Raw genomic sequence first — 11,778 nt, forward strand, 5'->3', positions numbered from 1 at the left:
AGTTCGCCGACAGGCTTACAGCGGCGCGCCCAGCGTTTTCAGGTGCCGGACGGCATTGCTGTTCTTGGGATCGAGTTGCAGCGAGCGCTGGTAGTGCTGGATCGCCAGCGGCTTGTCGCGCGCGGCCTCGTAGGCTTCGGCCAGGCTGTCGTGGGCGTTGCCGCTGTCCGGGTGCAGCACCGTCGCCAGCTTGAACACGGCGAGCGCGCCCTGGGTGTCGCCGCCGCGCAGCAGCTGGTAGCCCCAGCTGTTCAAGGCCGACTCGCCGACCTCGAATTTGCTGTCGCGCTTGCGCATGCCTTCATACACAGCCTGCAGGTCGGCGAATCCGCTCTTGGACGCTTCGTGCGCCAGCGTCTGCATGGTCGGCGCCGGGCCTTCCGACAAATGGGTCTCGACCGTCAGCGCATGGGGCGGCGCGCCGTTCTGCGCGGGCGACGCGGCCAGGAAGGCCTTGGCGGACGCCTGCTGCTTCAGGTAGGCGTCGAGGAATTGCAGCGTGTAGCGCGCCATCCAGCCGTGCGACTGGCTCACCTCGGCCGCCGTGTAGTCCTTGTAGGGCGCGTCGACATAGAAGCGCAGCGCCTCGGAGGCGAAGGCGTAGTGTTCCATCGCCGGCAGGGTCACCGTGTACAGGTCGGAATACTTCAGCTCGTTGAGGAAGCTGGTGACGGGCTTGCCGCGCCGGGCCAGGTCTTCCAGCGAGCGCGGGCGCGCCGCCAGGAACAGCAGCGGCACCGTCACGCGCGTCGGCAGCACATAGCCGGCCTCGCGCACCCGTTCCGGCCAGTAGCGCACCGAGCCGTCCAGGGCGACCAGGGCCTTGACGCGGCTGTCGCGCGCGGCCACGAACACATTCGAGATGCCGCCCCAGCTGTAGCCGGCCACCGCGATGCGGCCCGTGTCCGCCTGCGGCAAGGTGTGGGCGTAGCCGATCAGGAAGGCGATGTCGCCGGCCTGCGCCTCGATGCCCTCGAGGTCGTCGGTCATGGCGCGGCCGTGCGCGCCCATGCTGGGGCTGGCGATGACCACGTAGCCGTGGCTGGCCAGGTACTCGCACAGGTCGGCGTTCTCGTAGGCGTGGGCGCCGAAGCTGGGCGCGTAGACCACCACCGGGAACTTGCCGGCGGCCGGCTTGGCGTCGCGCAGCGCCCACATCGGCCGCGCCAGCTCCTCGCGCACATGCGCCGCCTCGCCGGCATCGCTGCTCACGCGCGCCGCCACGTCGGCCGCCACGGCCGCCTCGCCCAGGCCGAACTTCTCCTCGCCGGCGGCCAGCCGGTAGTAGTCGCCGTAGACGATGGGCTTGCCGGATTTCTGCGCCGGATACCAGATCACGGTCTGCATCGGGCGCGCGGTCTCGCCGCTGACCGGCTTGCCGGTGACGACGTCGTACTGGCCCAGGTAGGCGCGGGAATAATCGTATTGCTCGACCACGCGCAAGCCGACCGCATGCGGCCCCGGCGCGACATCGAAGGTGAAATTGGACGCGGCCTGGCTCAGGCCCGCGGCACAGCACAAGATCATGGTCAGCAGTTTGCGCACGGTTAAGCTTTCATTTTTCGGGTTGAAACATTCAGTATAAGACAATGTTTAAACTATAATCATTTTTAAATCCGCCGCAGGAGCCCCGATGCCGCCGACCGTACGCCAGCCCCTCCAACGCGCCGCGCTGCTGCTGGCCGCGCTGTTGCTGCCGCCGGCCGCGCGCGCCGAACCGGTGGTGCTGCGGGTGGCCGCGCAGGAAGGCACGGAGCCGAAGTTCATCGCGGCCGGCAAGGACCGCATCGTCGGCCTGTGCGTCGACATCTTCCGCGCCATCGAACGCATCGACCCCGGCCTGGTCTTCGTCGGCGACCAGCAGTGGATGCCGCTGATCCGCGCCTATCACGAGGTGGCGGTCCAGCAGCACGACGCGCTGTGCGGCGTGCAACGCACCGACGAGCGCGAACGGCAATATGTGTACGTCGAACCGCCGCTGTTTCCCATCCAGTTCATGCTGCTGGCGCGCGCCGGCGACGAGGTGGCGATCCACGACTGGAACGATGTGCGCAAGCTCGGCAAGGACGGCGTGGTGCTGGCCAACCGCGGCCACGCCGCCACCGGCATCCTGGCCGCGCAGGGCGGCCTGCAGATCAACGCCAGCGCCACCAGTCCGGCCTTGAACGTGCAAAAACTGGTAGCCGGCCGGGGCCGCTTCTTCATGCACCGCGCGCCGGGACTGGCGCGCCTGATCGCCAGCGCCGGCGCCACCGGCAAGGTCAGGATCCTGCCGCAGGTGATGGCGAGCGCGCAGCTGTACATGGCGATGGGCCGGCAGGTCGATCCGGCCGTGGTGGCGCGCGTGCGCGGCGCGCTGGAGCAGATGGAAAGAACAGGCGAGCTGGCCCGCCTGCTCAGGAAGTGGGACTAGTCCCCCAGCATGCGGGCGCTGCCCGAGACGCGGATCGAACTGCCGGCCTGGCCGGAAATCTCCACCCGCAAATGACAGGGCGCGCCCATGTCCTCGCCCTGGATGATGTCGATGGCGCCGCCGTGCGGCCAGTCGAGGTCGCGCAGATAGCCGCCCAGCGCGGCGGCCGCGGCGCCGGTGGCCGGGTCTTCATACACGCCGCCCGAGGCGAACGGATTGCGCGCATGGAAGCGCTGCGGGGTTTCCGCGTGCACCAGCGCGATCGTGGCCAGGCCGTGGCCGCGCATCAGGTCGCGGCCGTCGGCCAGCTGGTAGCGCATCGCGCTCAGCCGCGCGCGGCTGGCCAGCGCCAGCACCAGATGGTTGGCGCCGCCGTTGGCGATGGCCGGCGGGATGCGGTCGTCCAGGTCGGCGTGGCGGTAGCCGAACAGCGCCAGCGCGGCCGTCACCAGCGCGGCCGGGGCCGGCGCGCTGGCGGTGGCCGGCGATTGCAATGCGGCGCTGCCCTGCCCGCCACGGCTCTGCGCCTCGACGGTGACGCGGGCGTGGTTGGTGGTCAGCGGGAAGATGCCGTCGCCGTTCTGCTGCGCCAGCACCGTGCCCAGCGCGATGGTGGCGTGGCCGCAGAACGGCACCTCGCCGTCCGGCGAGAAATAGCGCACGCGCCAGCCGTCGCCGGTGGGCGCGGCAAACACGGTTTCGGAGTAGCCCATCTCGGCGGCGATCCGCTGCATGGCGGACTCCTCCGGCAATGCGGAACGGATCATGACGCCAGCCGGATTACCGCCCTGTTCGCCGGCGGTGAAGGCGGCGACTTTGTGGATCTTGGTGATGGTCTGCATAGATGGCTACTCCACGGTTGAGAATGGATACTTGATTGACAGCAATGGGAGATTTGGTCACTATCGGCGCTTCACCGACTTTGCAGCGACCTCGCCATGACTATACCGCGACTTTCCATTTTTGCCATATTGATTTCGGCCGCGCTGGCCGGCGGCGCCCATGCCGCCGACGCGCCGGCCGCCCGGCACGCGATCACCCACGAGGACGTGTGGCTGATGAAGCGGGTCGGCGCGCCGGTGCCCAGTCCCGACGGCAAGTGGGCCGTGTTTCCCGTCACCGATCCGGCCTACGACAGCAAGGAGCAATGGTCGGACCTGTGGATCAAGTCGCTGACCGACGACACCCCGGCGCGCCGCCTGACCTTCAGCAAGGGCGGCGAGAGCGGCGCAGTGTGGTCGCCGGACAGCAGGCAGCTGGTGTTCGTGGCCAAGCGCGACGGCGACGACGCGGCCCAGCTGTACCGCATCGACGTGGCGGCCGGCGGCGAGGCGCAGCGCCTGACCACGCTGACGCTGGGCGCGCGCCAGCCCAAGTTCAGCCCGGACGGCACGCGGCTGCTGTTCGTCAGCGACGTCTACCCCGGCGACGCCGGCGAGGACGACGTCAGGAAGAGCGCCAAGGAGCGCAAGGACCGCAAGTACACGGCGCGCGCCTACGAGACCTTCCCGCCGCGCTACTTCGACAAATGGCTCGACGATAAAAAAGTGCGGCTGTTCGTGATGGACGCGGCGGCCGGCGCCAAGCCGCGCGACCTGCTGGCCGGCAGCAGGCTGGCGGCGCTGCCGGGCTTCGGCGGCGGCCAGGGCGACGAGGGCCAGTCGCTCGACGCGCTGTGGTCGCCGGACGGCAAGGCCGTGGTGTTCGCGGCCTCGACCAACCGCGACGAGGCCGCGCGCGCGGCCGGCTACACGCAGATCTACAGCGTGCCGGTGGCCGGCGGCGAACCGCAGCAGCTGACGCGGGACAAGCACAGCTACAGCGGCCTGAAGTTCAGCGCCGACGGCAGGACGCTGTTCAGCCTGACCCAGGCCGAGGAGGAAGGCAAGGTCTACGACGTGACGCGCCTGGCCAGCTTCGCCTGGCCGCTGACACAGCCGGAGCCCAGGCTGCTGACGGCCGGCCTGGACCGCTCGATCTCGCGCTACGCGCTGCCGGCCGGCAGCGGCCGCATCGTGTTCAGCTACGAGCACGCGGGCCTGGAGCAGCTGCATTCGATCGACTACGCCGGCGGCGGCCTGCGCGACGAGGCCTCGCCGCCGACCGGCAGCATCGGCGCGCTGGCGGCCGCCGGCAAGGCCTTGGTGGGCGTGTGGGAATCTTCGGTCAACCCGCCCGAGGTGTACGCCTTCGGCAACGGCGCGCCCAGGCGCCTGACCGCGTTCAACACCGAGCGCGCGGCCGCCATCGACTGGCAGGCGCCCGAACACTTCTGGTTCAAGGCGAGCGACGGCCGCATGATCCACAACATGCTCGTCAAGCCGGCCAATTTCGACCCGGCCAAAAAGTATCCGCTGTTCGCGGTGATCCATGGCGGCGCGGCCAATATGTGGCGCGACCAGTTCGTGATCCGCTGGAACTACCACCTGCTGGCGCAGCCGGGCTACGTGGTGCTGCTGACCGACTACAAGGGTTCAACCGGCTACGGCGAGGAGTTCGCGCGCGCCATCCAGGGCGATCCGCTCAAGGGGCCGGGCGACGAGATCAACGAGGCGGTGGACGAGGCGGTCAAAAAGTACGGCTACATCGACGGCAGCCGCCTGGCGGCCGGCGGCGCCAGCTACGGCGGCCACCTGGCCAACTGGCTGCAGGCCACCACCACGCGCTACAAGGCCTTCGTGTCGCACGCCGGCGAGATGGACCTGGTGATGCAGTGGGGCAGCAGCGACAGCATCCACGGCCGCGAGGTCAACAGCGGCGGCCCGGTGTGGGGCGATCAGGCCGTGTGGCGCGAGCAGAGTCCGGTGATGCAGGGCGGGAACCACGCCAAGGGCACGGGCTTCACCACGCCCATCCTGATCTCGGTGGGCGAACTGGATTACCGGGTGCCGGCCAACAACGCGCTGATGAACTACGCGACCCAGCACCGCCTGAACGTGCCGGCCAAGCTGCTGGTGTTCCCGGACGAGAACCACTGGATCCTGAAGGGCGAGAACAGCCGCTACTTCTACAGCGAGGTGCACGGCTGGCTGGCCAGGTATCTGAAGTAGGTCGACAAAAAGCCCCGCCTGCCTGAACGCGATCACGATCGCGCACAAGGCAGGCGGGGCTTTTTTACGCTTGCGGAATTACGCTTGCTTGCGGCGGCGGGCCACGCCCACCAGCGCCAGGCCGGCGATCATCATCGCGTAGGTTTCCGGTTCAGGCACGGCGGTCACCGAGTTGATCCATGCGATGTGCGAGAAGGTCGCGGTGGAACCGGACAGGTCGCCAAAGCTGGAGTGGTTCTTGGTGGCGCTGTCGCAACCGGCCAGACCGAAGTCCGGGCAGGCGTCGCTACCCTGCCAGCCCCACGAGTGCACGCCCGACAGCAGCCATTCCTTGCCGTTCCAGACGAAATCGCCGCCGCCCGAGTCGCCGCCGGCGATCAGCGCTTCGTTGGCGCCATGGCCGGTGCTGCTGCTCCACTTGTCGCCGGTCGCGTGGGCCAGACGGCCCAGCGTGTTGTGTTCATCGGTGCCGTCATCGAAATCGCTCATGTAGGTGGTGCCTGGAGCGTAGTAGTTCGGGTCGTACGAGTAGACGCCTGCATCGCCGGCGGCCTTGTTGAAGGACTTGCTGTCGACGTCGAAGGTGTTGAAGCCGTAGTGGCCGTAGCCGCCGTCGTTCCAGTTGGTGGCGCTGTTGTTGTTGGCGTTCTGGGTGGTGCCATAGCCGGCCATCAGGTAGTCCTTGCCGACGTCGTTGGTCGTGCTCAGGTGATAGCCATTGATGCCGGTGACGGCGGTGTCCAGTTTCAGGATCGCGATGTCGGCGCCGGTGTCGAGCGCGCCGGTCCAGGCCTTGTTGACGTAGGCGTTGCCGACCGAGACGTTGCGCGTCACGGCGGCGGTACCGCCCTGCCAGCCGAACTGCACGGTCATCTTGCTGAAGTTGTCGGCGCAGTGCGCGGCGGTCACCACGTATTGGCCGCCTGCCAGCAGCGAACCGGAACAAGCCCAGTTGCCACCCGAATTGCTGAAGCTCAGGCGGGCAACGCCATCGAGTGCGCCAGCGACGCCGTTGAAGCTCTGGCCTGCGGTGAAGCGCCAGTTGCTCACGGCCGAGGTGTTGCCGGTCAGCGGCTCCAGCGCCTTGGCCGCATGGACCAGGTCATTGTTCAGGTGTTCGGTTGCCTGGGCCGCGCCGGCGGCCAGCAGAGCTGCGGCCACAGCGGCCAGTTTGAATTGTTTGGTTTGAAAAATCATAAAAAAACTATCCTTACTTTTTAGGTTTCTTGTAGAAAGTTATAGGGCCCTGAATAGCAACCGCAGCCATCATCACCGAAGTGCATCCCAGATGACTGTAGTCTGAAAAGCAATATAACATTGTTTTTTTATGAAGTAATCTTGTTGTTGCAATATTTATTTTTGCGCTAGTTTCTTGATAAATGTTACGGTTTGTGACAGATATTGCAGAGCTTGCCAGTATGTAGTTGAAACTTAATCTAGTGTTATTGTCACTGATCAATGTTTTGCGCGGGATGCCGGCGTCGATGGGCCGACGCCCGGCCCTCAGGCGGCCTTGGCCGGCGCCACCGCCGCGACGGCCACGGCCGGCTTGCGGATCAGCAGGATGAGGCCGGCCGCCACCAGGCAGGCCGCGCCGGCGGCAAACAGCGCCGGGTTGTAGGTCATCATCAAGGTGCGCACCCGGCCGGCGCCGTACGCGGCCACGGCCGCGCCCAGCTGGTGTCCGGCGAACACCCAGCCGAACACCATGCCGGCCTTTTCCTTGCCGAAGGCGGCGCCGGCCAGCCGCACCGTCGGCGGCACGGTGGCGATCCAGTCCAGGCCGTAGAACATGGCGAACAGCGACAGCCCGTACAACGTGAATTCCGAGTACGGCAGCCAGAACAGCGACAGCCCGCGCAAGCCGTAGTACATGAACAGCAGCTTGCGGTTGTCGTAGCGATCCGACAGCCAGCCGGAGGCGATGGTGCCGACCAGGTCGAAGGCGCCCATCATCGCCAGCACCGAGGCGGCCGGCACCGCCGACAGGCCGGCGTCGCCGCACAGCGAAATGAAGTGGGTCTGGATCAGGCCGTTTGTGCTGAGACCGCAGATGAAGAAGGTGCCGAAAAGTATCCAGAACACGCGGTTGCGGGCCGCTTCCGCCAGCACCTTGAACGGCGTGGCGAAGGTGACGCGCATCGGCGCGGCGGGCGGCGCCACCGGCGCGATTCCCGTCAGGGGATCGGCCGGCGCGCCGTACGGGGCCAGGCCCACTTCGCCGGGACGGTTGCGCATCAGCAGCAACACCAGCACCGCCACCAGCGCGCAGGCCAACAGCACCGGGATCACCGCCATGCGCCAGCCGTAATGCTCGATCAGCCAGGCGCCGACCGGCAGAAAGACCAGCTGGCCGGTGGCCGAGCTGGCCGTGAGCACGCCCACCACCAGGCCGCGGCGGGTGTCGAACCAGCGGGTCGAGACGACGGCGCTGAGCACCAGCGCGGTCATGCCGGAACCGACGCCCAGCATGATCCCCCAGAACAGCACCAGCTGCCAGAAGTGCCGCATCTGCGTGGCCAGGGCCAGGCCGCTGGCGACCAGCGTCAGCGCGGTGACGACGACGTTGCGCAGGCCGAAACGCTCCATCAGGATGGCCGCGAACGGCCCCATCAGGCCGAACAGCACGAAGCGCACCGCCAGCGCCGACGAAATCTGCTCGACATCCCAGCCGAATTCCCTGGACAGCGGTTGCAGCAGCGCGCCGGGCAAGCCCAGCGCGGCCGACGAGCTGAGCCCGGTGAGGAAGGTGATGGCGACGATCACCCACGAAAAGTGCAGGCCGCGTCCTTGCAGCCAGCGGGAAAATGGTAAGGCGAACATGCAAGTCCTCGCGTAGTGGGTCGCGCCCGGACGGCGCGCAGGCTCCGATCTTAAATGACGACCATAATGAATGCAAGCAAAAAAAAAGGGACCGCGGCGGCGGTCCCCTGCGACAAGCGGGGGGGGGTTATTTGATGCGCAGCGAACTCTGCACCTTGTTGACGCCCTTGACGTTGCGGGCCACATCGACGGCCTTGTCCACCTCCGCCTGCGACGGCACGAAGCCGCTCAGCATGACGGTGCCGTTGGTGGTTTCCACGTGCACGTCCAGCGACTTGAGCGCGGGTTCGGCCAGCAGCTCGGTCTTGACCTTGGTCGTGATCACGGAGTCGGCCACGGTGTCCTTGGCCATTGCGCTCTTCTGCTTGGTTTCGCAAGACGCCTTGTCGGTACCGCTCATGGTGCTGCAATCGATGCCGGTCTGGGCGACGTCGGCCATCTTCTTGCCGGCCTTGGCGTCTTCGATGGCGGCCACATGGATCGACTTGGCGGTGTTCAGGCAGCTGTCCTTGTCGGCGCCGGTCTGCGGCGCGCATTTGGCCTTGGCCAGGTTGTAGTCGGCGTCCGCCACTTCAGTCTGGGCCTTCTGCACCGAACGCTTATCGTTCTTGTACTGCATGGTGGCGGTGGCTTCGCTGTTGGCTCGGGCCACCTTGGCCTGGTCGACGCAAATATCCTTGGCGGTGCCCGATTGCGCGTCGCAAGCCGCCTTGGCGCTCTTGTAGTCGATCTCGGCCTGCTTGGTGGCCGCCTTGTAGGCGACGGAATCGTTGTTGGGGGTGGCGGCGAAGCTGGCGCTGGCGGCGCCGGCCAGCACGATGAAGAGTAATTTGTTCATGATGTGTCCCTTGTGTGGTAGTTGGTGGACACATTAAACGCCGCCCCGCGCCCCTGCTCTGTGCGGGAACGTACAGAGTTGCGGATGTTTATTCGTCGCGCAACAGGCCTTGGCGCCACAGGCTGGCCGCTTGTTCGAACAGGGGCTGGGCGGGATCGAAGGCGGCGCCGCTGGGCGCCAGTTGCAGCCAGGCCAACGTGCCGTGCGAGCCGGCGGCGCCGGCTACAGCAGGCTGGCGCACCTGCCGCATCCAGGCGGCGACTGCGGCGTAGTCTTGCGGATGGCGATGCTGGGTCCAGGCCAGCGCGACCAGGTCGGCAAAGCCTTCCTCGCGGCGGGTCAGGCGCAGCGCCTGGGCCTGCTCTTGCGCCTGCGCCTGCGCCGGCGCCTGCGCGGACTGCTCGAAGCCGGCCGGCAGCGCATGCCACGCACCCTGCGCATAGCGCCAGCAGTGGCCGATCTCGTGGGCGACCATGGCCTCGATCATCAGCGGACGTTGTTCGGCCGGCAGGCCGGCCAGGATGTCCTCGGCGCCGGGATTGCCGCGCATCGACAACACCAGCTTGCAGCGGCCATCCTGGAAGCCCAGCGCCAGCGGCACGTCGGTGGCGCGCGCCTGCGGCTGCACGGTGATGTCGATCGGCAGCTTGAGTTCCTGCTTGGCATAGGCCAGCACGGCGGAACCGGCTGTGAGCCAGCGGGTTTCCATATCGGTCAACTGGGCGGCAGAGGCCAGGCCGGCGGACGACAGGAGCAGCAGGAATAAGGCGCGCTTGATCATGGTGATCAGACTGTAGCACGCGATGGGCAATATTTATTGCTCTAAGGCAGGTTCAACAACAGATTATTTCTACGTAGAAAAAGTGGAATGATTAAAGTTTTGAAACGGGGACGCGGCCGGCAGCGGCCCCGTCCCCGTCTGGCTTACTTGCCCAGCAAGGTGTTGGCGGTCTTGAATTCGGGGCGGATGTCGTTCGGCACCGTTTTCATTTTATCCAGCGCCTTCTGCACGTCGGGGCGGATCACCACGTACTTGGCCATCATGTCCTTGGCGCGGGCGTAGTCGCCGGTCGCCTCGATGGTCAGGAACTCGCGGTCAAGGTCGATCACCGCCTGCTTGATCTTCTTGAAGTCCACCGCGAAGGTGCCGTCGCCATGCGAGATGAAGCCGCCCTTGTCGAGGATGTAGTTCATCTGGATCGCCATGCCACGCGCGTGCGAGTCGGTCAGGCCGAAGTGCAGCGTGCGGAACGCCGACGCCAGGAAGGTGGTGTACAACTTGCGCTCGGCGGCCGCGCCCTGCCCCAGCGTGCCGGCCAGCTGGCCCTTGTCCATCATGTAGGCCAGCGCGTACAGGCCGGTGATGTCGGCCTTGGCTTCTTCGATGGTCGAATAGGCTTCCTTCAGGTCCTGGCGCGGCGTCGATTCGGCGCCGTTGGCCTTGGTGATGTGCGGGCCCAGGCCGTGCGTGATCTCATGCGCCAGGATGTGCGTGAAGAAGGAGTCGAAATCGATGTCCTTCTGGTCGGCCGGCTTCAACACCAGCTTGGAGATCGGCGTCAGCGTGGACTTGAATTTGGCCTGCTGCACGTTCTTCAACATCACGCGCTTGGAGCCGCGCTGGCTGATGATGCGCTCGTCGTTCGGCAGGTTGTAGGCGGCGGTCTGCACGCCCATGTTGCCGTCGCCCGCGCCGTAGACCTGGTTGACCACCACCATCGGCGCCAGCGCGCCCACTTTCGGATTGCGGTACTTGGCGTCCAGCGGTAGATTGTCTTCCAGCTCCTGCATATGCTTGGCGAAGAAGTCCAGCTTCTGCGTTTCCTTCTGGTCGCGGATGTTAACGTAGGCTTCGAACGCGGCCTTGTAGCCAAACAGCTCGTCGTTGTAGGTCTCGTAGGGTCCGATGGTGATGTCGACCGGCGCGTCCAGGTCCATCCAGGCGAAGTCGGAGGCCAGGTAGTCGTTGCTCAGGAAGGCGTCGGCGCGCAGCTGCAGGAATTTCTTCAGCGAGGCGTTGTCGGTATCGGCGGCGGCCTGCTTGAGCAGCGCGGCGGCCTTCTCCAGCTCCGGCTTGTATTCGTCCGAATATTTGACGACGCTGAACTGGCCCGCCGCGTTCTTGCGGATGGTGGTGAAGAACCACTGCGCCTGCTCCTTGTCCTTCGCCGGCAAGGTGTTCATCCAGCTTTCCAACGCCTGCTTGGTCGCGCCTTCAGGATAGAAGTTGCCGGCTTCGGGCTTCTTCTCCGGGATGGCGATGCCGCCCAGTTCCGCAGGCAGGAAGCGCTGGTGATCGTCCAGGATCGACCACGGACCTTTGTTGAGCCAGAAGTAGTTCAGGCGCGCCTTACCCAGCGGCGTCTGATCCTTTTGCAGCGCGGCCCACAACGCCTCGTTGCCGGACCAGCGCTGGCGCAATTGCAGCACGTCGATGATCTTGGCGGCCTCGATCAACTTGGCGATGGCCCGCTTGTCGCCGGCGGACAGCTGGCTGGTATCGGCGGTCAGGGCCACCGGCGCGAAGCGCTTGGTCATCTTGTCCAGATCGGCCAGGCTGGCCGGCGCGGCGTAAGCGGAAGCGCAGGCGAAAGCCATGGCCAGGGGAAGCAGTATTTTTTTCATTCGAACCTCGTGGTGGAGTGAGATCCGCA

9 protein-coding genes are annotated in these 11,778 nt (G+C 66.3%); 2 read left to right on the plus strand and 7 right to left on the minus strand.

Annotated features, from left to right (window positions below; genetic code table 11):
- Positions 1-15: 15 nt before the first annotated feature.
- Positions 16-1,545 (minus strand): alpha/beta hydrolase family protein, encoded by a 1,530-nt coding sequence (locus AC07WS_RS07490; RefSeq protein ID WP_494728431.1) that lies wholly within the window; start codon positions 1,543-1,545, stop codon positions 16-18.
- An 88-nt stretch (positions 1,546-1,633) separates the two neighbouring features.
- Between AC07WS_RS07490 and AC07WS_RS07495 the strand changes: the two genes are divergently transcribed.
- Positions 1,634-2,413: a substrate-binding periplasmic protein gene (locus AC07WS_RS07495; RefSeq protein ID WP_494728432.1), complete on the plus strand. Its 780-nt coding sequence runs from the start codon at positions 1,634-1,636 to the stop codon at positions 2,411-2,413.
- Here AC07WS_RS07495 and AC07WS_RS07500 read toward each other — a convergent pair.
- Positions 2,410-3,255: a PhzF family phenazine biosynthesis protein gene (locus tag AC07WS_RS07500; protein ID WP_494728433.1), complete on the minus strand. Its 846-nt coding sequence runs from the start codon at positions 3,253-3,255 to the stop codon at positions 2,410-2,412. The genes AC07WS_RS07495 and AC07WS_RS07500 overlap by 4 nt on opposite strands.
- A gap of 96 nt (positions 3,256-3,351) precedes the next feature.
- Between AC07WS_RS07500 and AC07WS_RS07505 the strand changes: the two genes are divergently transcribed.
- On the plus strand, positions 3,352-5,463 hold the full coding sequence (locus AC07WS_RS07505; protein ID WP_494728434.1) for a prolyl oligopeptidase family serine peptidase: 2,112 nt from the start codon (positions 3,352-3,354) through the stop codon (positions 5,461-5,463).
- Positions 5,464-5,541: 78 nt separating this feature from the next.
- Here AC07WS_RS07505 and AC07WS_RS07510 read toward each other — a convergent pair whose 3' ends face one another.
- From AC07WS_RS07510 to AC07WS_RS07530, 5 genes are all read right to left on the minus strand, one after another.
- A complete protein-coding gene (locus AC07WS_RS07510) occupies positions 5,542-6,660 on the minus strand; it encodes a trypsin-like serine protease (RefSeq protein WP_494728435.1) in 1,119 nt (372 codons plus the stop codon).
- A 306-nt stretch (positions 6,661-6,966) separates the two neighbouring features.
- Entirely contained in the window at positions 6,967-8,286 is a 1,320-nt protein-coding gene (locus AC07WS_RS07515; protein ID WP_494728436.1) for an MFS transporter, read from the minus strand.
- A 127-nt stretch (positions 8,287-8,413) separates the two neighbouring features.
- Positions 8,414-9,124 (minus strand): BON domain-containing protein, encoded by a 711-nt coding sequence (locus AC07WS_RS07520; protein ID WP_494728437.1) that lies wholly within the window; start codon positions 9,122-9,124, stop codon positions 8,414-8,416.
- Positions 9,125-9,212: 88 nt separating this feature from the next.
- A complete protein-coding gene (locus tag AC07WS_RS07525) occupies positions 9,213-9,905 on the minus strand; it encodes a hypothetical protein (RefSeq protein ID WP_494728438.1) in 693 nt (230 codons plus the stop codon).
- A gap of 143 nt (positions 9,906-10,048) precedes the next feature.
- Positions 10,049-11,749 (minus strand): dipeptidyl-peptidase 3 family protein, encoded by a 1,701-nt coding sequence (locus AC07WS_RS07530; RefSeq protein ID WP_494728439.1) that lies wholly within the window; start codon positions 11,747-11,749, stop codon positions 10,049-10,051.
- Positions 11,750-11,778 lie beyond the last annotated feature (29 nt).

Source organism: Duganella sp. GW821-FHT01E12 (genome assembly GCF_059422325.1).